This is a genomic window from Pseudomonas sp. MRSN 12121 (assembly GCF_000931465.1).
Classification (GTDB): Bacteria; Pseudomonadota; Gammaproteobacteria; order Pseudomonadales; family Pseudomonadaceae; genus Aquipseudomonas.
Map to the genome: position 1 here is coordinate 6,874,370 of NZ_CP010892.1, position 24,574 is coordinate 6,898,943.

Sequence of the window (24,574 nt, forward strand, 5' to 3'; positions counted from 1 at the left end):
GCAGCGCCTGGGGCGCTTCATGGGTAGTACAGGTCGTCGCGGGTCCAGGGCAGTTCGTGGCTGCCATCAGCGTGTGGCTTGAGCGCGAGAATCTGGTGCAGGTTGATCCAGCCGCGGGCAAAGGCGTAGGCGCAGCCGGCCAGGTACAGGCGCCAGATCCGCAGGGCCTGTTCCGGCACCATCCGCGCGGCGGCTTCCAGGTTGTCCTCCAGGCGCTCGCTCCAGTGGTCCAGGGTGCGGGCGTAGTGCAGGCGCAGGCTTTCCACGTCGACGATTTCCAGCCCCGCTTCGCTGATCTCGGCAGAAATCATCGCCAGATGCGGCAGCTCGCCGTTGGGGAATACGTATTTCTCGATGAAGTCGCCGGCGCCGCGGCCCACGGGGCGTCCGTCGGTGTGCTTGGCGGTGATCCCGTGGTTCATCACCAGGCCACCTTCGCGCACCGCGCCGAACAGGGTCTTGCAGTACTGCGCCAGGTTGGCGTGGCCCACGTGCTCGAACATGCCGACGCTCACCACCTTGTCGAAACGGCCGTCCTGGGGCAGGTCACGGTAATCCAGTAACTGCAGCTCCACCTGGTCCTGCAAGCCTTCGGCGACTACCCGCTCCCTGGCCAGCGCCAGTTGTTCCTTGCTCAGGGTGATACCGAACACCTTGACCCCGAATTCCCGCGCCGCATACCGCGCCAGGCCGCCCCAGCCACAGCCGACATCCAGCAGGTATTCGCCGGGCTGCAGGCGCAGCTTGCGGCACAGGTGACGGAACTTGGCTTGCTGGGCCTGTTCCAGGCTCTCGCTGCCGGTCTCGAAATAGGCGCAGGAATAGGCCATGTCGCTGTCGAGCCACAGCTGATAGAACTCGTTGGAAAGGTCGTAGTGATAGGAGATGGCCGCCGCGTCGGTGGCCTTGTCGTGCAGGGTGCGCACTGGCAGGGTGTCGTCCTCGCCTTCCAGCAGCGCCTGGCTCAATTCATCGCAGACCCGGATGACTTCGCTGATCGACCCTTCCAGTTCCAGCTTGCCCTCGACGAACGCCGCCCCCAGCGAGTCGAGAGTGGGATGGGTGAGCTGGCTGACCAGTTGCGGGTCCTTGACCACAATGGTGACGCTGGGCGCCGGCCCCAGGTTGAATTCATGGCCGTCCCAGAGCCGCAGGCGTAGTGGCAATTGCAGATTCTGTAAGGCCGGTGGAAGTTGCGCGAGCATGGAATATCCCCCCTTGTTTCAGACGTCTGAGTGAGGTTAGACCATACTGAAAAAATAGCAGGCTATCGATCTGATAGCCGAAATTCATCAATACCGGTCCTGCAACAATCCCTGTCGACCTCCTGCCTGAGCCAGCCAACCCTGTGGTGAGCCGGCCTCTTCTCAGGGGACCACCAACCCGGCGCACAGTTCTACAAAGTTGCAGCCGGGGCGTTTTCCCTGCCGCACGCGGCTAACGGGGATCGCCCTCCTCGAGCTTGAGCAGCGGCTCCTGGAACCGCAACAGCCGGCCGGCATTGCCCAGTACCAGCAAGGTGCTGAGGTTATGCAGCACCGCCGCGATCATCGCCCCCGCCGCGCCGAGCCAGCCGAACGCGGCGAAGGCGACGATGGCCAGGGTCCAGCCAAGGCCGATGATCACATTCACCTGTAGCGTCTGCCGGCACTGGCGGCTCAGGCGCACACAGGTGCCGAGGCGCCGCAGGTCGCTGCCGATCAGCACCACATCGGCCGACGCCAGGGCGATGTCCGCCCCGCCCGCGCCCATCGCCACGCCGACCACGCCGGCCTTGAGCGCCAGGGAATCGTTGATCCCGTCGCCCACCACCATCGGCCGGAAACCCTTGTCGATTTCCCCCAGCACGCGATCGAGCTTGTCTTCCGGCAGCGCCTGGGCCTCGACCTCGGCGATACCGACCTCCTGCGCCAGGTCATCGGCCACGCTCTGGCGGTCGCCGGTCAGCAGCAACTGGCGCCCCAGGCCCAGACCGCGCAATTCGTCGAGGGCCAGGCGCGCCTCCGGCTTGACGCTGTCGGCCAGCAACAGCCAGGCGAGAAATTCGCCGTCCAGCGCCAGCCCGGCAATCGGCCCGCCATGCTCGGGCACCGCCGTGGTGACGATGCCGAGTTGCGCGAACAGCTCGGGCCGCCCCAGGGCCGCCTCGCCTTGTTCGGTACGCGCCACCACGCCCAGCCCCTGGCGCTCGCGGATGTCCGACAGCAGCAGGAACTGGTCCTGGGTCACCAGAGCGGCCAGTGCCCGGCTGACCGGATGGCTGCTGGCCGAACCGAGGCTGGCCGCCAGTTGCAGCAACCGCTGGCGGTCTTCGCGCGGGCCGTCGATGGCTTGCAGGCGCAAGGTGCCGAAGGTCAGGGTGCCGGTCTTGTCCACCACCAGCGAGGTCAGGTCCGCCAGCTCTTCGAGGAAGGCCGAACTGCGGATCAGGATGCCATGGCGCGCCGCCACGGCGATCCCGGCAATCGCCGTGGCCGGCGCCGACAGCACCAGCGCGCAGGGACAGGCCGCCACCAGCACCGCGAGCATGGCCTGGGCATCGTTGGTGATGAACCAGGTCACCGCCGCCAGCAGCAGCACCAGCACCATGTAGCTGCCGGCATATCGCTCCAGCAGCCGGGTGATCGGCGGCTTGGCACGCTCGGCGCTCTGCATCAGCGCAATGACCTTGCCCAGGGTCGATTCGTGGCCGGTGCGGGTCACCTCCAGGCGCAACAGGCCGTCGAGGTTGATCGCCCCGCCGAACACCTGCATGCCCACTTCGGCTTCCAGCGGCACCGATTCGCCGGTGATCGGCGCGGTGTCGAGGCTGGCCTGCCCGGACAGCACCAGGCCGTCGGCGGGCACCCGGTCGCCGGCGCGCACCTCGACGATATCGCCGGCCTTGAGCGTGGCGTTATCCACTTCCAGGACGCTGCCATCGGCCTGCACCAGCCGCGCATGGCTGCGGGTCAGGCGGCCCAGGGCATGGATCGCCTCCTGGGAGCCGATGACGCTGCGCTCTTCCAGCACATGACCGAAGATCATGATGATCGGCAGCAGCGCCGCGGTCAGCAGATCGCCCGTGGCCCAGGCGCCAAGCATGGCCAGGGCGATCAATTGGTCGGTGATGCCGTGCAGGCTCGGGTAACGCAGGCTGTACCAGGCCGAGCGCATCACCGGCAGCGCCACCAGCAGCGAGGCGAAGCCCAGCAGCAACTGGCTGACGCCGGTCTGTTCCGGGGCCAGCCAGCGCCAGACCAGGCCCAGGCCGAGCAGCCCCAGCGCCAGCATGGCCAGGGTCAGCTGGCGCGCGGCGCTGCGTTGTTCGGCAGAGGTCAGCATGCTCGCCGGGGCGGCATGAGTATGGGCAGTCATGGTTGGGCTCCCTGAATGATCAGCCGGGAATCGTCTTGAGGGTTGACCGTGGTCACCGAGCCCGCCTGGCCGAGGATTTTCGGCAGCCGCTCACGATAAAGGCGCAGCAGCATTTCCGGGTCGGTGCCGTTGCGTTGCGCCAGGGCCAGGCTCTGGATGGTCGCGGTGTCGGCCTGGGCCTTGGCTAGGCGTTCGCCGGCCTGGGCATGGGCCACCTGCAAGGTGCGGTCGGCCTGTTCGTTGGCGCTTTGCGTGAGTTTCTCGGCTTCGGTACGGGCGTTGGCCACCGCCTTGTCAGCCTGTTGGCTGGCGGTCAGCACGGCGTTGAAAGCGCTGACCGCCGGCTCCGGCAAACTCGACTGGACGTCGACCCGGGTCACTTCGATACCGATCCCCTGCCCGGTCGCCGCCAGGTCCGCCAGGCGCTGGTTGATGCCCTGCACCAGGTCGCCGCGCAACCGCTCACGGCGCTCGGCCGCCTGGTTGTCGGCACCGATCAGTTCCGGGCGCGCCACCAGGATGGTGTCGAGATCCCGCGCCGCCGTCAGCGCCAGGGCGCTGCGGGTCACTAGCCGATCCAGCGCGGGCAGCACATGCTCGCCCTGCAATACGAAGGCATAGGGTTCGCTGACTTTATAGAAGACCCGCACATCGAGCTGCACCACTCCGGCGTCGCCGGTCAGCAGGTAACCGGAGCCCGCCAGGGCATCGCTCAACGGCACGGCAAAACTCGCCACCTTGTCCCCTTTCAGCGCCGCCTCGGAACGCAGCAGGCTCTCGACCCGCCGTTCGATCACCCGGTCCGCCGCGGGCAACAGCACCACCTGCTCGAACGGTTGCGGCCAGGCCAGCAACAGGCCGGCGTTCTGGATCCGGTCCAGCGCGCCGAAATGCAATACCACCGCGCGATTCTGCGGGTCGATCTGCCGCACATTGGAAAACGCCCAGGCCAATGCTGCCAGCACAGTCACCGCATACAGGGCGAGAAATGCCAGGCGCCCAGCCTGAATCCAGGGGCTGGAAAGTTCATGTGTTCCACGTGGAACCACACTCATGGTTGCGCCCCGCCGGCTTTGTTGCCGAGTGTCGGCGGGCCGTCCACCAGCACCCGGAACGGCGCGGCGTCGGTGCGCAGGATCAGCTTGGTGCCGGGGGTCACCACCGTGCCCAGGGTGTCCAGCGAGCGCAGCAGGTTATACAGCTGCGGGGCACCTGCGTAGGCACGGCCGTAGATCTGTGCCGCCTGCACCCGCGATTGGGCTTCGATATCCGCTGCCTTTACCGTGGCATCGGCCTGGACGATGCGCGCATCGCGCTCGGCGGCGGAGCGAATCTGCGCCGCCTCGCGCTTGCCGATGGCCGTGCGTTCGGTGGCGATGGTTTCCCGCTCGGCGCGCATGCGGTCGACGGTGGCGGTCAGGGTCACCGAAGGCAGGGTCAGGCGTTCCACACCGACTTGCAGCACCCGCACGCCATAGGTGCTGAGCAATTGCTGCTCGATCTGCTTGCGCAATTGGGCTTCGAAGTCGGCGATACGCACTTTGCCGGCATCGGTATTCACCAGGTTGGCCAGGTCGAAACTGCTGGCGGTGGTTTCCAGGGCCGAGCCGACAAAGGTGCGGATCTGCCGCGCCGCTTCGTCCGGCTGGTTCTGCACCGCACGCATGAAGCGCTGCACGTTGGCCGGATCGCCCTGTACCTGCCACGCCACATAGGCCTGGACGATGATGCGCAGGCCGTCGCGGGTGCCGACATCCTGCAAGCCGCTGGAGGTGGTGCGCAGGCGCAGGTCCACCGGGATCGCCGCTTCGAACGGCGCCGGCCAGCGCCAGCCGAGCCCCGGCTCCAGCAGCACTCGCGCCGGGTTGCCGAAACGGGTGATGACCGTGGCTTCGCCGGAGCGCACCTGCACCAGGCTCGCCGCGGCGATGGCGAACAGCACCAGCAGCAGCGCCCAGGCCATGCGCCGCCAGGGGAAAGGCCCCGCCTCTTCAGGCGCACCGTGATGGTGATGATGGTGATGCCCGTGATGGTGATGGCCACCGTGGCCGTGATCGTGATCGTGGCCGGCGTGATCCTGATGATCGTGGGTATGGGACTGGCTCAATGGACGGCTCCTGGCTGAGCGGTTTTACCCGGCACCGAAGGCTCGGTCGGCAAAGTGAAGGTACGCAAGTCGAGGGTTGGCGCACTGGCGCCTCCCAGGCGGTGGTCGAGTATCAGCAACCGGGCGTTGCCGAGGCCCTGGCTCAATTGGCTCAGGTACTGCTCCAGCACGAACGCCTGGCCGGCGCTGGCGTAGGCTTTCTGTTCGGCGCCAAAACGCAGGTCGGCGGCTTGCGCCGTGGCCTGTACTTCATGAGCCGTGGCCTGGGCCTGGTCCTGGGCGACGCTGGCTTGCAGCTGTGCCTGGTTGGTCTGCTCGCTGGCCGCGCCGCGCTCGCGGGCAATCAGCGCCTGGGCGCCGATCTGCGCCGCCTGGACCCCGTGATAGGCATTGGCGGCACCCGCTGGCGGGTGGATGGCCTCGACCACGGTGGCGAGAATTTCCACGCCGCTGTCGAGCTGGCGCAGGTCGGCCTGCACCGCCTGGCCGATGTCTTGTGCCAGGCGGGTGCGGTCCTCGCCCAGCAGGCCGTCGAGGGTCCGCGCGGCGAAGTCGTGCACCAGGATGCGGCTGGCGGTACTGCGAATCAGCATCGCGATATCGGCGCTGTTGTAGGTCGCCGCCAGCGCGGATTCATCGTCCAGGCCGATGCGATAGACGAAACGCACGTCCATGTTGACGATCTGGAAGCTCTGCTTGTCGGCGCTGCCGCTGGCGATCACCTGGGACTTGTCGTTGACATGGCTGGCGTCCCACAAGCGGTTGGCCACCGTGGGCGGCGGACCTTCGGCCGGCGCCGGCTCGACCGCCACAGGCGCCTCGCCGACGCTGGTGGCCAGCTCGTGGACCACGCCGTTCTCGACGCTCAATACACGCCCCAGCGGCCACGGCAGACCGGCATGCAAACCCGGGCCGAAGACCGTCACCGGTTTGCCGAAACGCTCGTAGATACCCCGCCCCTGCAACGGCACTTCGTGCAGGCCGGTCAGCAACCAGCCCACCCCGAGCACCACCAGCAGCACCGGCCAGAAGGCCCGGCGCATATAAGTGAATGCCCAGATCTGCCGCAGATCGATGCCGAAGCGGTTGTGCAGTTCGTGTTGCAGGGCCAGCAAGGGCCGCGGCGGCCAGCGCAACAGATCGGCGATCACGCTGTGGGCCAGCATGCGCGGCTCCAGTTGCTCGCGGCGCGGGCTGAACAGCGACAGCACCGCGCGCAGCAGAAACTCCAGGGCCACCAGCGCCGGCAACGCCCCGATCGCCACACCCAGGCGCACCGGCCACAGCGCCGTATCGCTGCTGAACAACAGGCACAGCGCCGCCAGCACCAGGCCGATGATCGCCACCCGCGCCAACTGCGCCAGCGTCGCGGCTTCCGGCCATTGGGCGGCGAGTTCCTGGCTCAACTGGCGCTCGAACACCAACAGGGCGAACGCCAGCAACAGCGCCAGCACCGCGCCGACATTGCCCGCCAGGCCCAGGGGCGCCGCGGGCAGGCTCAGGTTCCACGCCTGTTCGACCAGCACCAGTACCAGCAGGGCCCAGCCGCCCAGCCACAAGGTCGGCGCGCCGATCTGCGCCAGCAGGGCGGAACCGCGGCGGCCCATCCCTTCCAGCAGACGTTCGTACCAACCGTCATCGGGTGGCGGTTCGTCCGCCACCGGCGCCGGCGTCGGCGCGCTGTCTGGCGCCTGCAACGCATTCGCCCGCCAGCCGCTGACCCAGCCCGCCGCCTGCAACCCGGCGACCAGCACCAGCAAGGCGGCGGCCAGATTGACCAGCAACGCCGGCCATAAGGACAAAGGGGCGAACAGTTCGATGAAGAACGCCATGACCAGCCCTGCCCCGGCCAATCCCGCCAGCCCGATGCCCCAACGCTTCAGGCGGCGCCCATGAAAGGCCGCGCGCTGAAACCTGGGCAAGGCTTCGACCCCCGCCCCTTCTGTCTCAAGATCGACTTGCATACCACCCCGACGCCGGTCGTTAACCCGTTACGGCCTGTGGATAACTCTTCCACCTGGCCGCTGTTTTTTGTCACATATCGTTACGATATAACAATGGTAGTGAAATTTTCGTCTCACACCTATGCCTTTATTTGCCCTGAGCGCGTCACAAAGCCAGGTAAAACCGGCGCGCCGCAGATGCCAGCCAGGGGCATCTGTGACCATAATTCGCTCGCCTCTTTTTGTGACAAGGAAACGTCCAGCCATGCCTTCGATCTACCAGCTCAAACCGCGCTTCCAGAATCTGTTGCGGCCAGGGGTCCAGCGCCTGTACGACAACGGCACCACGGCCAACCAGATCACCGTGCTGGCGGGGGTGGTGTCCGTGCTGGTCGGTGCCCTGATCGCCTGCTTCGCCAGTCATTCCTGGCTGTTTATCCTGATTCCCCTGTGGATGATCCTGCGCATGGCGCTGAATGCCATCGACGGCATGCTGGCCCGGGAATTCGGCCAGCAATCGCATCTGGGCGCCTACCTCAACGAATTGTGCGACGTCGTGGCCGACAGCGCGCTGATCCTGCCTTTCGCGCTGATTCCCGGTGTCAGCCCGCTGCTGGTCGTCGGCGTGGCGCTGCTGGCGCTGTTCAGCGAATACGCCGGCGTGCTGGGGCCGATGGTCGGTGCCTCGCGTCGCTACGATGGGCCCATGGGCAAGAGCGACCGGGCCTTCGTGCTCGGCGTGCTGGCCACCGGCATCGCCCTGGGCTGGCTCGGCGCCGCCTGGATCAACGGCGTGCTGGCGCTGGTCGCCGCGCTGTTGATCTACACCCTGGTCAACCGGGTTCGCCAGGGTCTGCTCCAGGCACAAGGACAAGAACCAGCGGTACGGCAGCCAGAAGCCGTGCAGCCAAACGCCCCCACAGAATAAGGAAGTTGCCATGCGCGAAGCTCTCCACCAGACCTTCACCACCCACGACGGCGTCGAGCTGTTCTATCGCCACTGGCCGGCCACCGCCACCTCGCCGGAGACCCCGCGCCAGGCGGTGCTGCTGTTCCACCGCGGCCACGAGCACTCCGCGCGTATCGCCCATCTGGTGGACGAGCTGGACCTGCCGCAGTTCGACTTCTTCGCCTGGGACGCCCGGGGCCACGGCCAGTCGCCCGGCGCCCGGGGCGACAGCCCGAGCTTCGCCACCAGCGTGCGCGACGTGCAGACCTTCTGCGATCACTTGCGCAGCAGCCACGGTATCGACGAAGAGCACATCGCCGTGGTGGCCCAGAGCGTCGGCGCGGTGATCGCCGCCACCTGGGTCCACGACTACGCACCGCGCATCCGCGCTCTGGTGCTGGCGTCGCCGGCGTTCAAGGTCAAGCTCTACGTGCCTTTCGCCCGTCCGGGCCTGGCGCTGCTGCGGCGTTTTCGCGGCAACTTCTTCGTCAACAGCTACGTCAAGGCACGCTTCCTCAGCCACGACCCGGAACGCGTGGCGTCCTATGACAGCGACCCGCTGATCACCAAGGCGATCTCGGTGAACGTGCTGCTGGGCCTGTACGAAGCCGCCGAACGCGTGGTGGCCGATGCCCAGGCGATCCAGGTGCCGACCCAGTTGCTGATCTCCGGCGCCGACTTCGTCGTGCATCGCAAGCCCCAGGAGCAGTTCTTCGAGCGCCTGGGCAGCCTGCACAAGGAGAAGCACATCCTGCCGGGCTTCTTCCACGACACCCTGGGCGAGAAGGCCCGGGCGCCGGCCGTGGCCAGTGCCCGGCGCTTCATCCTGCAGAATTTCGCCCGGCCGCTGGAGCGCCCCGCCCTGCTCGACGCCGACCGCCTGGGCCCGACCTGCGCCGAGTCCGAAGCGCTGGCCGCGCCGCTGCCACGCAACTCGCCGCGCGACCTGTACTGGCGCCTGACCCGCGCCAGCATGCGCCTGGGCAGCCAGCTCTCGGCCGGGGTCAAGCTGGGCTTCGACACCGGCTTCGACTCCGGCAGCACCCTGGACTACGTGTACCGCAACCAGCCCACCGGCACCTCGGCCGTGGGCCGGATGATCGACCGCAACTACCTGGATTCCATCGGCTGGCGCGGCATCCGCCAGCGCAAGCTGCATGTGGAAGAGTTGCTGCGCCTGGCCATGGAGAAACTCCGCGACCAGCGCCGCGAGGTGCGCATCGTCGATATCGCCGCCGGCCACGGGCGCTACATTCTCGAAGCCTTGCAGGGCGTCAGCCCGCTGCCCGAGTCGATCCTGCTGCGCGACTACAGCGACATCAACGTGCGCGACGGCAGCGCCCTGATCGCGGAGAAGGGGCTGGGCGAGATCGCCCGCTTCGTCAAGGGTGACGCGTTCGACCGCCAGGACCTCGCCGCCCTGGAGCCCAAGCCGACCCTGGCGGTGGTCTCCGGGCTGTACGAGCTGTTCGCCGACAACCAGATGGTCGGCGATTCCCTGGCCGGCCTGGCCGCCGCCGTGGAACCGGGCGGCTACCTGGTCTACACCGGGCAACCGTGGCACCCGCAGCTGGAACTGATCGCCCGCGCCCTGACCAGCCACCGCGCGGGGCAGGCCTGGGTGATGCGCCGCCGCACCCAGGCCGAGATGGACCAGTTGGTGGAAGCCGCGGGCTTTCGCCGGATTACCCTGCGCGTCGATGAGTGGGGTATTTTCAGCGTGTCGCTGGCGCAGCGGGTGCAATGATGGCCACCGCCGCCACCGCCCCTCGCGAGCCGGGGCTGCTGAAACCCGCGGTGCTCTGGCTGCTGCTGTTGGCGCCGCTGTTCTTCGGCACCTATGGCTTCGCCACCTGGGTCACCGCGCAGCGCGCCGACGTCGGCAGCCTGGTGTTCGACTGGGAACGGCAAATGCCGTTCTGGGCCTGGACCATCGTGCCCTACTGGTCGATCGATCTGCTGTACGGCTTTTCCCTGCTGTTGCCCAACAGCCGGCAAGAACTCAAGCGCCATGCCTTGCGCCTGTTGACCGCCCAGGTCATCGCCGTCAGCTGCTTCCTGCTCTGGCCGTTGCGCTTCACCTTCCAGCGGCCGGAGCTGGACGGGGTGTTCGGCTGGCTGTTCGAGGTGCTGGCCGGCTTCGACAAGCCGTTCAACCAGGCACCGTCGCTGCATATCGCGCTGCTGGTGGTGCTCTGGACCTGCTACGCGCGCCACACCCGGGGCGCCTGGCGCTGGCTGGTGCACGGCTGGTTCGCGTTGATCGGGGTTTCGGTGCTGACCACTTATCAACACCACTTCGTCGACGTGCCTACCGGCGCCCTGGCGGGCTGGCTGTGTGTGTGGCTGTGGCCGCTGGAGCGTCCCGGCATGCTCCAGGGCCTGCGCCCCGCGCGCGATCCTCAGCGCTGGCGCCTGGCAGCCCGCTACGCCGTGGGCGCCCTGGCGTTCGCCGCGGTGGCGGACTGCCTCGCCGGGGCCTGGCTGTGGCTGTGGTGGCCGGCGCTGGCCTTGCTACTGCTGGCGCTCAACTACGCCCTGTTCGACGCCCGGGGTTTCCAGAAAGGCCCCGACGGCCGCCTGGGCAGCGCCACCCGCTGGCTGCTGGCACCGTATCTGGCGGCGGCCTGGGGCAACTCCCGCTGGTGGACCCGCAAGCATCCACAGCCCGACGAGGTTGTGGATAACGTCTGGCTGGGGCGCATCCCGCCCCCGGGCGAGCTGCGCGACAGCCCGTTCGGTGCCGTCGTCGACCTGTGCGCCGAGCTGTCCGTGGACAGTCGCCGGGTGGCCTACCGCTGCATACCGGTGCTCGACCTGATCGCTCCCACCACCGCGCAATGCCGCGAGGCCGCCGAAGCCATCGAAAGCCTGCGCGCACAGGGCCCGTTACTGGTCTGCTGCGCCCTGGGCTATTCGCGCAGCGCCACTGCGATCGCCGCCTGGCTGTTGTCCACAGGCCGCGCCGCCAGCGTCGATGCGGCCATCGTGCAGATCCGCCGCGCGCGCCCGCAGATTGTCCTGCAACCCGCGCACCGGCTGGCCCTGGAGCCGTTATCCACAGCCTCGGGAAACCGTCATGAGCACTGACATGGAATTGCATGCGGTGGCGAGCCTGTTGCGCCGCGGGCATTCGCTGGACCTGTTATCCACAGGCCTGGCCTTGCTCGGTGCCCTGCTCGGCCTCGGCCAATGGCTGCTCGGCGCCATCACCCCATGGGCCATCGCGCTGAGTGTTGCGCTGCTGCTCCTGGGGCTGCTGCAAAAATACTGGGCGCTGCGGGTGGCCTTCGACGCCGAGCTGTTCCAGCGGGTCGCCGACAGCCCCCTGCCGCTGGCCGAACGCACTGTCGCCCTGGACCAGGCACTGGCGGCGCTGGGCCTGCAACCGGCGAGCGCCGGTGGCCGGGCCTGGCCCCAGCGCAGCCGCGGCGCCCTCGACCTGCTACGCCGCCAGGCTCTGCTGCTGGCCGCGCAAACCATACTGACACTGGGTTTCATCCTGGCCAGCCCGTGGCTGGCCATCGCCGGATAAGGACTTCTCATGCTCGAACCGCTGGTCGCCACGCTTATCACCTCCGCCGCCCGCACCATCACCGGCGCCCGCAGCCTGTGGCTCGGTTGCGGGCCGCAACCGGTGCAACGCATCTACTACGCCAACCACAGCAGCCACGGCGACTTCGTGCTGCTCTGGGCCTCGCTGCCGCCGGCGCTGCGCCGCATGACACGGCCGGTGGCCGGCGCCGACTACTGGCAAGCCAGCCCGTTGCGGCGCTACCTCATCAACCGGGTGTTCAACGGCGTGCTGATCGACCGCGAGCGCAAGGAGCCTGTGGATAACCCCTTGCAGCCGATGCTCGACGCCCTGGCCGACGGCGATTCGCTGATCATCTTCCCCGAGGGCACGCGCAATCTGCAGGAGGACGGCCTGCTGCCATTCAAGAGCGGCCTCTACCACCTGGCGAAAAGTTACCCACAGGCCCAGGTGATTCCGGTGTGGATCGCCAACCTCAACCGCGTGATGCCCAAGGGCCGTTTCCTGCCTTTGCCATTACTGTGCACCACCAGCTTCGGCACGCCGCTGTTCCTCGAGGACGGCGAAAGCAAGGAGCAATTCCTCGAACGCAGCCGTGTCGCGCTGCTGGCCCTGGCCCCGGAGCATGCCTGAGATGGATAGACAGACCCTGATGTTGTTCGGCGGGATCGGCGCGGTACTGGTACTGGCATCGCTGATCGGCTTCCTGCTCAAGCTGCGCACCCGCGGCGCGGCGAACTCGGTGATCGACAACCTCAACGCGCGCATCAACGCCTGGTGGGTGATGGTGCTGGTGATCGGCCTGGCCTTCTGGCTCGGCACCAGCGCGGTGATCCTGCTGTTCTACGCCGTGTCCTTTTACGCCCTGCGCGAATTCATGACCCTGATGCCGACCCGGCGCAGCGACTACCCGGCACTGGCGGCGGCGTTCTACCTGGCCCTGCCGCTGCAATACCTGCTGATCTACTTCGACTGGTATGGGCTGTTCTCGATCTTCATCCCGGTCTACGTGTTCCTGCTGCTGCCGATCCTCGCGTCCCTGGGCGGCGACAGCACGCACTTCCTGGAGCGCGCCTCCAAGGTGCAGTGGGGCCTGATGATCGCGGTGTTCTGCGTGTCGTTCGTGCCGGCCCTGCTGACCCTGGATATCGCCGGCTACGAAGGGCGCAACCTGCTGTTGATCGCTTACCTGGTGATCGTGGTGCAGATGTCGGACGTGTTGCAGTACGTCTGTGGAAAACTCTTCGGCAAACGCAAGATCGCCCCGCGCCTCTCGCCGTCCAAGACCGTGGAAGGTTTTGTCGGCGGCATCCTGCTGGCGTCGATGATCGGCGGCGCGCTGTGGTGGATCACTCCGTTCAGCCTCTGGCAGTCGTTCTTCATCGCCCTGCTGATCAACCTGCTGGGCTTCGCCGGCGGCATCGTCATGTCGGCGATCAAGCGCGACCGCGGGGTGAAGGACTGGGGCCACATGATCGAAGGCCACGGCGGCATGCTCGACCGCCTGGATTCGGTGTGCTTCGCCGCGCCGATCTTCTTCCACCTGGTGCGCTACTGGTGGACCTGAATCCCCTCTGACACCCGAACCTGTAGGAGCAGCCGGTCGACGCTCGATTGCTCGCGATAGGGCCAACGCGGTTTATCTGCAAGACCGCGTCGATGCCATCGCGAGCAAGCTTCGCTCCTACAGGGGATGTGAACGCCTTTGCTTGACCGCTCGGCTTTCGCACGCTCATATTACGGTCATAATTTTTTGATCGGCTTCCTTTGCACTCTTCTTTCCGACAGCAGGAGAACAAGCCATGAGCAGCTACGACGTCGTCATCCTCGGTGGGGGCCCCGGCGGTTACAACGCCGCCATTCGCGCCGGCCAGCTGGGGCTCAAGGTCGCGTGCGTCGAGGGCCGCGACACCCTCGGCGGCACCTGCCTGAATGTCGGCTGCATGCCGTCCAAGGCCCTGTTGCACGCTTCGGAGCTGTACGAGGCAGCCATGGGCAAAGAGTTCGCCGATCTGGGCATCGAGGTCACGCCGAGCCTCAACCTCGCGCAGATGATGAAGCAGAAGGACGACAGCGTGGCCGGCCTGACCAAAGGCATCGAGTTCCTGTTTCGCAAGAACAAGGTCGACTGGATCAAGGGCTGGGGGCATATCGACGGCCCCGGCCAGGTCACGGTGACCGACAGCAGCGGCGGCCAGACCCGCTTGCAGGCCAGGGACATCGTGATCGCCACCGGCTCCGAGCCGACGCCGCTGCCCGGGGTGGAGATCGACAACCGGCGCATCCTCGACTCCACCGGGGCCCTGTCCCTCGGCGAAGTACCCAAGCACCTGGTGGTGATCGGTGCCGGGGTCATCGGCCTGGAGCTGGGCTCGGTGTGGCGGCGCCTGGGCGCCGAGGTGACGGTGGTCGAATACCTGGACCGGATCTGCCCCGGCGTCGACGCCGAGGCCGGCAAGACCTTGCAGAAGGCCCTGGGCAAACAGGGCATCGCCTTCCACCTCGGGGCCAAGGTCACCCGCGCCACCCCCTCGGAAAGCGGCGTGCAGTTGAGCGTCGAGCCGGCGGCGGGCGGCAACGCCGAGCTGCTGGAGGCCGACTACGTGCTGGTGGCCATCGGGCGCCGCCCCTATACCCGCGGCCTGGGCCTGGAGAATGTCGGCCTGGCCACCGACTCGCGCGGCCTGCTCGCCAACCGCCAGCACCGCACCGAGGCCCCGGGCGTGTGGGTGATTGGCGACGTCACCTCCGGACCGATGCTCGCCCACAAGGCCGAGGACGAGGCCATGGCCTGTATCGAGCAGATCGTCGGCAAGGCCGGCGAGGTCAATTACGCGTTGATTCCCAATGTGATCTACACCCGGCCCGAGCTGGCGAGCGTCGGCAAGACCGAGGAACAGCTCAAGGCCGAAGGCCGCGCCTACAAGGCCGGCAAGTTCCCCTTCACCGCCAACAGCCGGGCCAAGATCAACCATGAGACCGAAGGATTCGCCAAGGTCCTGGCGGACGCCCAGACCGACGAGATCCTCGGCGTGCATCTGGTAGGACCGAGCGTCAGCGAAATGATCGGCGAATACTGCGTGGCCATGGAGTTCTCCGCCTCGGCCGAAGACATCGCCCTGACCTGCCACCCCCATCCGACCCGCTCGGAGGCCTTGCGCCAGGCGGCGATGAATGTGGAAGGGATGGCCACGCAGATTTAGCCTGGCGGCGCCCGCGAGCAAGCTCCAGTTCTTGTAGGAGCGAAGCTTGCTCGCGATGGTCTCGACGCGGTCTTTTCCTTGAACCGGGTTGATCCTATCGCGAGCAAGCTTCGCTCCTACGGGGTCCCTTTCAGGCCGGCAGATGCCCCAGCGGTAGCGCTCCCGGGGTTTTCACCGTGTGGATCGCGAAGTTGCTGCGGATATCGCTGACGCCCGGCAGCTTCAACAGGCTGCCGGTGAGGAAACGGTCGTAGGCGCGCAGGTCCGGCACCACCACTTGCAGCAGGAAGTCCGACTCGCCGGACACCAGGAACGCCGAGATCACCTCCGGCAACGCAGCCACCGCCCGGTGAAAAGCCTCGGAATGCTCGTCGGTGTGGCGTTCGACCCTGACCCCGACGAACACCGTCAGGCCCAGGCCGACCTCATCGCGGTCGAGATTGGCCTGGTAACCGCGAATCACCCCGGCCTCTTCCAGCATCCGTACCCGGCGCAGGCAGGGCGAAGGGGACAGGCCGATCTCTTCCGCCAGCTGCACGTTGCTCAGGCGGCCATCGCGCTGCAGGGCGGCGAGGATCTTGCGGTCGTAGGCATCGAGTTTCATTTTTGGCATATCTCTAGGGAAGTGGCGTCTTCAAATGGAAGATTATGCCAATTTGCGCACCGATACTGGCTGAATACGCAAGCACTTGCCCTGCCCTCCGGCCCTAGAATCACCTCACCGACTCGACAACGAAAGGGCTGGCAAGGTGACGCAACTCTGGCTGTTTTTCCTGGCATTGGCGGTGGTCTATCTGCTGCCCGGCCCCGACATGATCCTCCTGCTGCAAACCGGCGCCCGCCAGGGACGGGCCCTGGCGCTGGCCACGGCGGTGGGCCTGGCGATCGCCCGCGGCTGCCATGTGGCCCTGGCGGCGCTGGGCCTGGCCACGCTGTTCAAGGTCGCGCCCTGGACCTTCGAGGTGGTGCGCCTGGGCGGCGCGGCCTACCTGTTGTGGCTCGGGGTGCAGTGCCTGCGGGCCAACCTGTTGCCCAGCCTGCAGGCGGGCGAAACCGTGACGGCCCTGCCCTGGAGCGCGGCCATCCGCCGCGGCCTGCTGACCAACCTGCTCAATCCCAAGGCGCTGCTGTTCTGCTCGGTGCTGCTGCCGCAGTTCATCGACCCGCAGGCCGGCCCCGTGGCGGTGCAGTTCGCCAGCCTGGGCCTGCTGCTGGTGTTGGTGGGGTTGCTGTTCGACAGCGCCTACGCCCTGGCCGGCGCCTGGATCGGCCGCTGGCTGGCGCACAGCCACACCGCCCAACGGGTCCAGCAATGGCTGTTCGGCAGCCTGCTGATCGGCTTCGCCCTGCGCCTGACCTTCGTGCAACAGGCCTGAAGCCCCAGCTTCAAGCCGGCTTACGGGCGATGATGACCTGGCTCTTGGCGACCACGGCGTCCAACGCGTGCTTGATCTGCACCCCGCGCGGCGAGTTGAGGATGGTCTGCCAGGTGTTGGCCCACTGATCGAGCAACGGGTGGTCGGGGTTGCTGAATTCGACCTTGGCTTCCCAGAACAGCAGCATCCACAGCGACCAGTAGAAGCCGTATTGGCTATGGCTGAGCACTTCCAGCCCGGCATCGCCGACCATCTGCTTGAACTGCTCTTCGCTGATGATGCGGATGTGGTTGGGCTTCTGGAAATACTCGGGCGCGGCGATGTCCTTCTGCAGGTCCTCGGAGCTCGGGTGCGGCACGCTCAGCAGGTACAACGCGCCCGGCTGGCCGACCCGCACCAGCTCGGAAAGAAACTGCGCCGGATCGTCCACGTGCTCGATGACCTCGGTGGACACCACGCGGCTGGCGGTGCCATCGGCGATCGGCAGCGGATTGCAGTCGGTGACATGGCATTCGACGCTGCGCGCCGGGGTGTCGCTCAGGCGCTGGCGCGTGGCCTCGACCTTGGCCGCGTCGATATCGGCAATGATGATCTTCGCCCCGCGCATCGCGCAGTAATGCACGTTGCCGCCATCGCCGCAGCCGACGTCGAGCAAGGTGTCCTCGGCCGTCACCGGGAAGCCGGTGAACAGCTCGCCGTTTTCCTGGTTGAACCAGCCGCTGAGCATCGCGTCCTGCAGGCCCAGCATGTATGGGTCGACCTTGGCCGGCGGCGGTGTATCGGGCGTTACGGCCGCAGGAGCGCTCGCCGTGAGTTTTTTCAGAAGGCTCAGCATGAAGTGACTCCAGTGGAAGGAACGGGAGAACGGGATGACCCCAGGCGTTGCACCAGCTCGGCACCCCGATTGCGCAGGGGCAGCTCGACGATCCGGTAATTGAGTTCGCTCAGCAACAGCAGCAGGCCCGCGGCGCAGCCCAGCGCCAGCAGCGGTTGCTCGGCCAGCCCGGGCGTGCCCGAAGGCGCCAGGCGGAACCAGGCTTCGCGCACCAGCAGGAACACCGGGATGTGGATCAGGTAGAGCCCGTAGGAACGGCTGCCGACCCAGGCCAGCAGGCTTTTCAGCGGACCGCGGGGCAACAGGTAGTCGCGGTTGTAGGAGGCGATCCACACCAGCAGCGCGCACAGCACAGCCAGCGCGCCGACCCGGTAATGGGTGATCGCGAAGCCGTCGGTGGCCAGCCAGCCCAGGCCCAGGCCAGCCAGGAGCAACAGCAGCGGGCCGAGCCCCGGATGGCGCCCCAGCCACTTCGGTTCGCAGTACCGGTAGCTGGCGCGGGCCGTCCACAGCGCCAGCAGCACGCCCAGGGCCATGGCATCGGTGCGGATGACCATCAGCAGCGGCGTGCGCATCGTCAGGACTTGCACCAGCACCAACGCCAGCAACACCCAGGCCAGGTATTTGCGACACAGCAGTACCAGCAGCGGCAGCAACAGGTAGAACTGCTCCTCCAGCGCCAGGCTCCAGTAGACGAAGCTGGCGCCGTACTCGTAGTGGAAGAAGCTGTCGGCAAAACGCAGATTGGCGAACTGCAACAGACCGGCCACGGTGGCCCACAGGTTGGCGTGCAGGCTGCCGAAGGCCCCCGAGCGATTGAGCGCCAGGCTCGCCAGCAACGTCAGCAGCAGCCACAGCCACGCCGAAGGCAGCAGGCGAAAGGCGCGGCGAATCCAGAAGTCGCGGGTCCGTTGCCAGGCCTGCGCGGTGTTGCTGCAGGCGCGCAATTGCGGGATCAGGCTGCGGGCGATGACAAAGCCGGAGATGGCGAAGAACAAATCCACGCCCCACCAGAACTGGCCGTAGGCCGCGACGCTGCCCAGCCAGGCAAGCCCGTCGGGAAACAGATTGCCCTGCAGATGGTGGAACACCACGCCCAGCACCGCGATGCCGCGCAGCAGCTCGATGTCCAGGATCCGCTTGTCGTTCAAGACGGCTGCGCCAGGGGCTTGCGCGCGATGATGACCTGGCTTTTGGGCATGAAGCCGTCCAGCACCTGCTTGATCGCCAGCCCGTCGGGCTGCGCCAGCAGCTCTTCCCAGGTCCGCGCCCAGCCTTCCATCAGCGCCGGGTACGGCGCCTGGATGCGGTCGCGCACCGCGCCCGGCGGTTCGCGCCCCGCGGCCCGTTCGCTGGCCCAGAAAAAGATCATCCCCATGACCCAGAAAAAGCCCGTGGCCTGGCGGTGCTCGATGACCAGCCCGGCGTCCTCGACCAGCCGGGCAAAATCCTCGCGGGAAAAGATCTGCACATGGTTCGGCGCGCGGTAATAGCCGGGCGGCGCGATGCCCTTCTGCAAATGCTCGCCCACCGGGTCCGGAACGCTGATCAGGTACTGCGCGCCCGGGCGGCCCATGCGCACCAGCTCGGCGAGGAACGGCTCGGGCTGTTCGATGTGCTCCAGCACTTCCATGCACACCACCTTGCTGGCGCAACCCCCGGCCAGCGGCAACGGCAGGCTGTTGCTGACCAGCCCCAGGGCCGGCACCTGCGATTGCTCGCGCACCTGCCGGGCCAGCTCGCGCACCTTGGCGAATTCGCTGTCGGTGAAAATCACCGAGGCGCCCTGGCGCATGGCGAACAGGGTCGCCACGCCTTCGCCGCAGCCGACATCGAGCAGGGTGTCGTCGGCGCTGATGGCAAAACCCTTGAGCAGCTCCCCCGTCTCGGCGCGGAACCAGCCATCGAGCATGGCGTCGCGCAAGCCGCAGTCCCGGGGCGAAACCGCAGGCCTGGGCAGTTCGGCTGCCAGCGCCACAGGCGACGGCGCGCTCCCGAGCAACCGCCGCAGCAACGCCCGCATCACGCCGGCAGCCCAGGCGCGGCCAGCGCCGCACGCTGCTCCAGCACCTGCCGGAAAAACTCGCCCAGGCGCTGTTCGGCCGTGGCCTGGCTGCAAAAGCGCCGCAGGCTTTCGATGGCATGCGTCGACATCCGCGCATAACGCGCCGGATCCTGCTGCGCGACCTCGTAGCTGGCGCGATAGGCCGCGCACAGCGAATCCCAGTTGGTGATGTAGCGCAGGGTCCGGTAGGCGGCCCGGGGATCGTGGGGCCAGGCGCTCAGTTCGTCGGTGGAGTCGACGATAAAGCTGTTGTCGGCGTCGATGTAGTCGGCCATCGCCGTGTTGCACGGCGCCACCGCCGGCTTGCCGCAGGACATGAACTCCATCAGCGGCAGGCATTGCCCTTCGCCGAACGAGGAATTCACCACATAGCTGGTGGCCTCCACCAGGCGCTCGTAGTCCGCATCGGCCAGGAAGCCGTGGATCAGCACGATCCGGCAGCGATAGGACTGGTTCTTGTACAGGTGGTGCAGCATGTCGCCCAGGGCGTTGCCGATATCGTGGTGGGTCAGCTTCAGCACCAGCGTGGCGTCTTCGCAGTCGCGGAAGGTGGTGCAGAACGCACTGATCATGTCCTGCCAGTTCTTGCGTCCGTCGTAAGGGTTGAACACCGAGGTGTAGATCACCCCGTCGAGCTGCAGCTGGCAGTCGCGGGCCCGGGTATCGAGCGTCAGCGGCGAACTTTCGCTCAGGGTCTGCGGGCCGTAGGCATCAAGGTCCAGGGTCCGGCTGTCGAGCAGCAGGCCATGCAGGTTGAGGGTCACGCCAGAGGCCCGCGCCTGCTTGCCCAGTTGCTCGCCACGGCGGGCGAAACGATCCCAGACCGGCGCCGGGATCGCACAGATCGGGTAGTCCTCGCCCATCACATCGCGCACCGCGCGCACGGTGAAGCTGGAATGGGTGATCGCCGCGCCCGAGGAGCCCAGCACCCGCCGCCAGTCATGGCGCGGTTCGCCCTGCCAGCTTTCGGTCGGGATCGTGCTGAACTCCCAGGCGAACACCGGGATGGTCGGGCAGGCGTAATGGTCGGGCGTGCGATGAGGGGGCGAGAACGACAGGAAAATGCACGCCTCGCCGCGGCTCTGGCAGTCGCGATACAGGCGGTCCACCAGCTCGTCGGGGTGGCTGATCTCCAGCACCTGGCCCAGGCGCTCCAGCACCGGCCGGAACTCCTTGAGCACGAAGTAATAGCTGTACTCGGGGCGGCCCAGGTTCTGCTGGATGTTGCTCTTGTTGGTTTCCGAATGAATGAGGATCAGCATCAGGCGTTACCCGCTACGGCCAGGGAGGATGCGTCGCCGGGCTCGGCCAGCGGGTCCAGGGCGAGGAAGTCCCGCAGGCGCGCCTGCACGCCGGCGAAGCTGCTGTAGTCCTGCATGCGCCGGGCCGCGGCCAGGGACATGGCCTGGTAGCGCTCGGGGTTTTCCCGGGCCATGCGATAGCTGTCCTGGTAGGCGGTCTTCAACGACCCCCAGTCCGGGCGATGCCGCAGGGTGCGAAACAGGATGCGCGAGTCCTGCGGCCAGATCGCCGGCTCCTGGCTGGACTTGACGATGAAGGCCACGTCCTCGTCGATGTAGTCCTGCATGGCGGTATGTCGCGGCGCGATCGCCGGCTTGCCGCAGGCCATGAATTCCATCAGCGGCAGGCACAGGCCTTCGCAGCGCGACGCATTGACGTAGAAACTCGCCGCGCCGTACAGCCGGGCGAATTGTTCGTCGTCCAGATAACCGTGCACCACCACTACCCGGCAACTGAACGGCGACAGTTGCGAGAGCAGGGTGAGCATTTCGACGTAATAGGTCGACAGGTCGTTCTGGGTCATCTTCAACACCAGGGTGGCGTCGTCGATGTCGCGCATCGCCCAGCAGAACGCCGTGATCAGCTGATGCCAGTTCTTGCGACCGTCGTCGGGGTTGAACACGCTGACGTAGACCACGCCGTCGACCTGGCACTCGACCTGCTGGTCGGTGGCCGGCAGGCTGGCCTGGGGATGCTCGGGCTGCGCCGCGGGCGGCGGTGCGACCGGTGCGGCAGGCAGCGGCGCCTGTTCCGCCGGGCGCCCCTTGGCCATCAGTGTCCGTACCTCTTCGGGCACCAGGTCGCGCAGCCCCTCGCGATAACACTCGCGCACATAGTGCTTGCTGATGAACAGCGGCCGGCGCCATTCGCCGCTGCGCAGGGCCCGATACCATTCGCGCAGGTAGTGCTTGGCGATGAACAGCCGGCGCCCGACCGTCAGCGGCGGCGCCTCGACGACAATCGGAGTGGCCACGGGCACAGGTGCTGGTTCAGGCGCGGGCGCCGGCTCCTCCGGCAGCACCGGCGCAATCAGCCCGTCGGCGCACAGCCCCAGGGTCCGGCTGTCGATGATGCAGCCCTTTACCTGCAGGCTGGTGCCGGCGTTGACCGGAACATTGGGGTATCGGCTGCGCACGCTGTCGAAGCGCTCCCACAGCGGTGCGGGCAGCACCAGCACCGGAAAGTCCTCGCCGAGCACCCGACGCACCGCCCGGGCGGTATGGCTGGACAGGGTGATCACCCGGCCATGGCGGCCCAGGGTGCGGCTCCAGTCCTGGCGCGGATCGTCATCCCAGTGTTCGTCGGGGATCGAATCGAACTCCCAGGCCACCACGCAGAGGGTCGGGCAATCCAGGTCGGTCGGGGTTTTCTGGGGTGGAGTGAAGGACAGGAACAGGCAGTCTTCGCCCTTGAGCCGCAGCTCGTGATACAGCCGGTCGACGTCGTCGGGCCGGTGCGCCACATGCACCTGCCCCAGGCTTTCCAGCACCGGGCGATAGGCCTTGAGGACGAAGTAGTAGCTGTATTCGGGACGCCCGAGGCTCTGGCTGATGGAGCCGTCGTTAACGTCCGAGTAAAGAATGAAATTCATGGCATCTCACGATGAAGCCACCATCCTGGCACCTTCACACAATGACGGTAGAGCCATGGCGACACCCCTGCTGCGGGAGGGCGCGTCCATCGTTCTCATGCCCGTCTACGTTCTTGTTCTGTTGGTCAGTTTTGCATGGCCCGGAAACAGCCATCCTGATCGCTTGTGGGTCGAGACGAGGGGCATTCTAAACACATCCTTTGAAGATTCGGGAACCTCTCTTCCAGATATTTCCTATGCTAGAAAACGAGAACTTACCGGTCACGGTAGGACTTGTTGAAATTCCAACGCAATTGGCACAGATTGGCTGCCAAACAACTACAACAAACTTCGTCAATAGGAAGGCTCTGCTCATCTAGCTGAGTTTTCATATTTTTCACATGATCAATGTGTCAAAGCATTGCCGAAGTCTCCGTGTAAGGGGCTGCTGTTTGAAAAAGCGTCTGTTTGTAACGGGCCTGAATGGATTCGTGGGACGTCATCTCCAACACCGCTTGAGTTCCGCCGACGCCGGCTGGGAATTGTTGCCTGCGCCCCCCTTCGACCTGACCCAACCGCAAAGCCTGCAAGACCTCTGGCCCGAGTTGCCGGACGCGGTGATTCACCTGGCCGGCCAGACGTTCGTCCCCGAAGCCTTCCGCGATCCCGCCAGGACCCTGCAGATCAACCTGCTGGGCACCTTGAACCTGTTGCAGGCCCTGAAAGCCCGTGGTTTCAACGGCACCTTCCTGTATGTCAGCTCTGGCGACGTCTATGGCCAGGTCGGCGAAGATGCCCTGCCCATCGACGAGCACCAGCCGCCCTGCCCGCGCAACCCTTATGCGGTGAGCAAGGCCTCGGCCGAACTGTTGTGCCTGCAATGGGGCATGAGCGAAGGCTGGCCCATGATGGTCGCCCGGCCGTTCAACCATATCGGCCCGGGGCAACTGGACAGCTTCGCCGTCGCCAGCGCCGCCCGCCAGATCGCCAGGATCAAGCTCGGCCTGCAGGCGCCCAGGCTGGAAGTCGGCGATATCGATGTCACCCGCGACTTCCTCGACGTCCGCGACGTGGTGGACGCTTACCTGGCCCTGCTGCGCAGTGGGGCCGCGGGCCAGGTCTACAACATCTGCTCCGGCCGGGAGCACAGCATCCGCAGCCTGATCCAGCAGTTGGCCGACATCGCTCAGGTCGAAATGGAACTGGTCCAGGACCCCACCCGCCTGCGGCGGGCAGAACAGCGGCGCGTGCGCGGCAGTCATGCCAGATTGCAACAAGCCACTGGCTGGACACCTGAAACCACACTAGAACAATCCCTGCGGGCGATCCTGTCCGACTGGGAGTCACGGGTACGACAAGAATGACAAAAAGTGCACTGATCACAGGGATTACCGGGCAGGACGGCGCCTATCTGGCCAAGTTGCTGCTGGACAAGGGCTATCGGGTCCACGGGCTGGTGGCGCGGCGCAGCAGCGACTCGCGCTGGCGCTTGCGCGAAATGGGCATCGAAGACCAGATCCTCTACCTGGACGGCGACATGGCCGACGCCTGCTCCGTGCAACGGGCCGTGATCAAGTCCGCTCCGGACGAGGTCTACAACCTGGCGGCGCAAAGTTTCGTCGCCGCCTCCTGGGACCAGCCGGTGACCACCGGCATCGTCGACGGGCTGGGGGTCACCCATCTGCTCGAAGCGATCCGCCAGTTCAGCCCGCACACCCGCTTCTACCAGGCCTCCACCAGCGAGATGTTCGGCCTGATCCAGGCCGAGCGGCAGGACGAGAGCACCCCCTTCTACCCTCGCAGCCCCTACGGCGTGGCCAAGCTCTATGGTCACTGGATCACCGTGAACTACCGCGAGAGCTTCGGCCTGCATGCCAGCAGCGGCATCCTGTTCAACCACGAGTCGCCGCTGCGTGGCATCGAATTCGTCACCCGCAAGGTCACCGACGCCGCCGCCCGGATCAAGCAGGGCAAGCAGCAGGAACTGCGCCTGGGCAACATCGACGCCAAGCGCGACTGGGGATTCGCCGGCGACTATGTCGAAGCCATGTGGCTGATGCTGCAACAGGACAAGGCCGACGATTTCGTGGTCGCCACCGGGGTAACCACCACGGTGCGCGAAATGTGCCAGATCGCTTTCGAGCATGTCGGCCTGAACTACCGTGACTACGTGAAGATCGACCCGGCGTTCTTCCGTCCTGCGGAAGTCGATGTGCTGCTGGGCAATCCGGCCAAGGCCCAGCGGCTGCTCGGCTGGAAACCCCGGACCGATCTGGACACCCTGATCCGCATGATGATGGATGCGGACATGAAACGCGTCGCCAAGGAGTAA

General features: G+C 66.5%; 21 protein-coding genes. 10 read left to right on the plus strand and 11 right to left on the minus strand.

The features are described 5' to 3' along the window. Positions 1-17 precede the first annotated feature (17 nt). The 5 genes from cfaB to hflK (TO66_RS31430) all read right to left on the minus strand — a co-directional run bounded on the left by cfaB (position 18) and on the right by hflK (TO66_RS31430) (position 7,428). Positions 18-1,205, minus strand: coding sequence for a C17 cyclopropane fatty acid synthase CfaB (cfaB, locus tag TO66_RS31410; protein ID WP_044465865.1), 1,188 nt, complete (start codon positions 1,203-1,205; stop codon positions 18-20). Positions 1,206-1,437: 232 nt separating this feature from the next. Continuing rightward, on the minus strand, positions 1,438-3,357 hold the full coding sequence (locus TO66_RS31415; protein ID WP_044465866.1) for a heavy metal translocating P-type ATPase: 1,920 nt from the start codon (positions 3,355-3,357) through the stop codon (positions 1,438-1,440). Next, positions 3,354-4,412, minus strand: coding sequence for a protease modulator HflK (gene hflK, locus TO66_RS31420; RefSeq protein WP_044465867.1), 1,059 nt, complete (start codon positions 4,410-4,412; stop codon positions 3,354-3,356). Before hflK (TO66_RS31420) ends, TO66_RS31415 begins: the two co-directional genes overlap by 4 nt. Continuing rightward, entirely contained in the window at positions 4,409-5,464 is a 1,056-nt protein-coding gene (gene hflC / locus TO66_RS31425) for a protease modulator HflC (protein WP_044465868.1), read from the minus strand. Before hflC ends, hflK (TO66_RS31420) begins: the two co-directional genes overlap by 4 nt. Next, complete coding sequence (hflK, locus tag TO66_RS31430) at positions 5,461-7,428, minus strand: protease modulator HflK (protein WP_044465869.1); 1,968 nt, start codon at positions 7,426-7,428, stop codon at positions 5,461-5,463. Before hflK (TO66_RS31430) ends, hflC begins: the two co-directional genes overlap by 4 nt. Positions 7,429-7,672: 244 nt before the next feature. Between hflK (TO66_RS31430) and TO66_RS31435 the strand changes: the two genes are divergently transcribed. From TO66_RS31435 to lpdA, 7 genes are all read left to right on the plus strand, one after another. Further along, a complete protein-coding gene (locus TO66_RS31435) occupies positions 7,673-8,335 on the plus strand; it encodes a CDP-alcohol phosphatidyltransferase family protein (RefSeq protein WP_044465870.1) in 663 nt (220 codons plus the stop codon). Positions 8,336-8,345: 10 nt separating this feature from the next. Then, a complete protein-coding gene (locus TO66_RS31440; RefSeq protein WP_044465871.1) occupies positions 8,346-10,103 on the plus strand; it encodes a bifunctional alpha/beta hydrolase/class I SAM-dependent methyltransferase in 1,758 nt (585 codons plus the stop codon). Beyond that, complete coding sequence (locus tag TO66_RS31445) at positions 10,100-11,446, plus strand: phosphatase PAP2/dual specificity phosphatase family protein (protein ID WP_409077163.1); 1,347 nt, start codon at positions 10,100-10,102, stop codon at positions 11,444-11,446. Before TO66_RS31440 ends, TO66_RS31445 begins: the two co-directional genes overlap by 4 nt. After that, positions 11,436-11,891: a hypothetical protein gene (locus TO66_RS31450; protein WP_044465872.1), complete on the plus strand. Its 456-nt coding sequence runs from the start codon at positions 11,436-11,438 to the stop codon at positions 11,889-11,891. Before TO66_RS31445 ends, TO66_RS31450 begins: the two co-directional genes overlap by 11 nt. Positions 11,892-11,900: 9 nt before the next feature. Then, the gene (locus TO66_RS31455; RefSeq protein ID WP_044465873.1) at positions 11,901-12,524 is read left to right on the plus strand and encodes a 1-acyl-sn-glycerol-3-phosphate acyltransferase; all 624 of its coding nucleotides are present in this window, start codon (positions 11,901-11,903) and stop codon (positions 12,522-12,524) included. A gap of 1 nt (position 12,525) precedes the next feature. Continuing rightward, positions 12,526-13,458 carry a phosphatidate cytidylyltransferase gene (locus tag TO66_RS31460; RefSeq protein WP_044465874.1) on the plus strand — a complete coding sequence of 311 codons (933 nt, stop codon included), beginning with the start codon at positions 12,526-12,528 and terminating at the stop codon, positions 13,456-13,458. A 235-nt stretch (positions 13,459-13,693) separates the two neighbouring features. Beyond that, the gene (gene lpdA / locus TO66_RS31465; protein WP_044465875.1) at positions 13,694-15,094 is read left to right on the plus strand and encodes a dihydrolipoyl dehydrogenase; all 1,401 of its coding nucleotides are present in this window, start codon (positions 13,694-13,696) and stop codon (positions 15,092-15,094) included. Between the two features lie 130 nt (positions 15,095-15,224). Here the strand turns inward: lpdA and TO66_RS31470 are convergent, their stop codons facing one another. Further along, positions 15,225-15,698 carry an Lrp/AsnC family transcriptional regulator gene (locus tag TO66_RS31470; protein ID WP_044465876.1) on the minus strand — a complete coding sequence of 158 codons (474 nt, stop codon included), beginning with the start codon at positions 15,696-15,698 and terminating at the stop codon, positions 15,225-15,227. A 145-nt stretch (positions 15,699-15,843) separates the two neighbouring features. On the opposite strand from TO66_RS31470, the gene TO66_RS31475 reads away from it, so the two are divergent. Further along, a complete protein-coding gene (locus TO66_RS31475; RefSeq protein ID WP_044465877.1) occupies positions 15,844-16,470 on the plus strand; it encodes a LysE family translocator in 627 nt (208 codons plus the stop codon). A gap of 10 nt (positions 16,471-16,480) precedes the next feature. On the opposite strand, the gene TO66_RS31480 is transcribed toward TO66_RS31475, so the two are convergent. The 5 genes from TO66_RS31480 to TO66_RS31500 are packed head-to-tail and all read right to left on the minus strand — an operon-like array spanning position 16,481 to position 22,263. Beyond that, positions 16,481-17,305, minus strand: a complete 825-nt coding sequence (locus tag TO66_RS31480; RefSeq protein WP_044465878.1) for a class I SAM-dependent methyltransferase — start codon at positions 17,303-17,305, stop codon at positions 16,481-16,483. Next, positions 17,299-18,456: an acyltransferase gene (locus tag TO66_RS31485; protein WP_044465879.1), complete on the minus strand. Its 1,158-nt coding sequence runs from the start codon at positions 18,454-18,456 to the stop codon at positions 17,299-17,301. Before TO66_RS31485 ends, TO66_RS31480 begins: the two co-directional genes overlap by 7 nt. Continuing rightward, complete coding sequence (locus TO66_RS31490; protein WP_409077208.1) at positions 18,453-19,319, minus strand: methyltransferase domain-containing protein; 867 nt, start codon at positions 19,317-19,319, stop codon at positions 18,453-18,455. The genes TO66_RS31485 and TO66_RS31490 overlap by 4 nt, the downstream gene beginning before the upstream one ends. An 8-nt stretch (positions 19,320-19,327) precedes the next feature. Further along, the gene (locus TO66_RS31495) at positions 19,328-20,632 is read right to left on the minus strand and encodes a glycosyltransferase (RefSeq protein ID WP_044465881.1); all 1,305 of its coding nucleotides are present in this window, start codon (positions 20,630-20,632) and stop codon (positions 19,328-19,330) included. Beyond that, a complete protein-coding gene (locus TO66_RS31500) occupies positions 20,632-22,263 on the minus strand; it encodes a glycosyltransferase (RefSeq protein WP_044465882.1) in 1,632 nt (543 codons plus the stop codon). The genes TO66_RS31495 and TO66_RS31500 overlap by 1 nt, the downstream gene beginning before the upstream one ends. Positions 22,264-22,694: 431 nt before the next feature. Between TO66_RS31500 and TO66_RS31505 the strand changes: the two genes are divergently transcribed. Then, positions 22,695-23,606 (plus strand): GDP-mannose 4,6-dehydratase, encoded by a 912-nt coding sequence (locus TO66_RS31505; RefSeq protein ID WP_044465883.1) that lies wholly within the window; start codon positions 22,695-22,697, stop codon positions 23,604-23,606. Continuing rightward, the gene (gmd, locus tag TO66_RS31510; protein WP_044465884.1) at positions 23,603-24,574 is read left to right on the plus strand and encodes a GDP-mannose 4,6-dehydratase; all 972 of its coding nucleotides are present in this window, start codon (positions 23,603-23,605) and stop codon (positions 24,572-24,574) included. The genes TO66_RS31505 and gmd overlap by 4 nt, the downstream gene beginning before the upstream one ends.

Bases quoted from the DNA above. Each gene is read 5' to 3' on its own strand.
- cfaB (WP_044465865.1), bottom strand. From the start codon at position 1,205: ATGCTCGCGCAACTTCCACCGGCCTTACAGAATCTGCAATTGCCACTA.
- TO66_RS31415 (WP_044465866.1), bottom strand. From the start codon at position 3,357: ATGACTGCCCATACTCATGCCGCCCCGGCGAGCATGCTGACCTCTGCC.
- hflK (WP_044465867.1), bottom strand. From the start codon at position 4,412: ATGAGTGTGGTTCCACGTGGAACACATGAACTTTCCAGCCCCTGGATT.
- hflK (WP_044465869.1), bottom strand. From the start codon at position 7,428: ATGCAAGTCGATCTTGAGACAGAAGGGGCGGGGGTCGAAGCCTTGCCC.
- TO66_RS31435 (WP_044465870.1), top strand. From the start codon at position 7,673: ATGCCTTCGATCTACCAGCTCAAACCGCGCTTCCAGAATCTGTTGCGG.
- TO66_RS31440 (WP_044465871.1), top strand. From the start codon at position 8,346: ATGCGCGAAGCTCTCCACCAGACCTTCACCACCCACGACGGCGTCGAG.
- TO66_RS31445 (WP_409077163.1), top strand. From the start codon at position 10,100: ATGATGGCCACCGCCGCCACCGCCCCTCGCGAGCCGGGGCTGCTGAAA.
- TO66_RS31450 (WP_044465872.1), top strand. From the start codon at position 11,436: ATGAGCACTGACATGGAATTGCATGCGGTGGCGAGCCTGTTGCGCCGC.
- TO66_RS31455 (WP_044465873.1), top strand. From the start codon at position 11,901: ATGCTCGAACCGCTGGTCGCCACGCTTATCACCTCCGCCGCCCGCACC.
- TO66_RS31460 (WP_044465874.1), top strand. From the start codon at position 12,526: ATGGATAGACAGACCCTGATGTTGTTCGGCGGGATCGGCGCGGTACTG.
- lpdA (WP_044465875.1), top strand. From the start codon at position 13,694: ATGAGCAGCTACGACGTCGTCATCCTCGGTGGGGGCCCCGGCGGTTAC.
- TO66_RS31470 (WP_044465876.1), bottom strand. From the start codon at position 15,698: ATGAAACTCGATGCCTACGACCGCAAGATCCTCGCCGCCCTGCAGCGC.
- TO66_RS31480 (WP_044465878.1), bottom strand. From the start codon at position 17,305: ATGCTGAGCCTTCTGAAAAAACTCACGGCGAGCGCTCCTGCGGCCGTA.
- TO66_RS31495 (WP_044465881.1), bottom strand. From the start codon at position 20,632: ATGCTGATCCTCATTCATTCGGAAACCAACAAGAGCAACATCCAGCAG.
- TO66_RS31500 (WP_044465882.1), bottom strand. From the start codon at position 22,263: ATGAATTTCATTCTTTACTCGGACGTTAACGACGGCTCCATCAGCCAG.
- gmd (WP_044465884.1), top strand. From the start codon at position 23,603: ATGACAAAAAGTGCACTGATCACAGGGATTACCGGGCAGGACGGCGCC.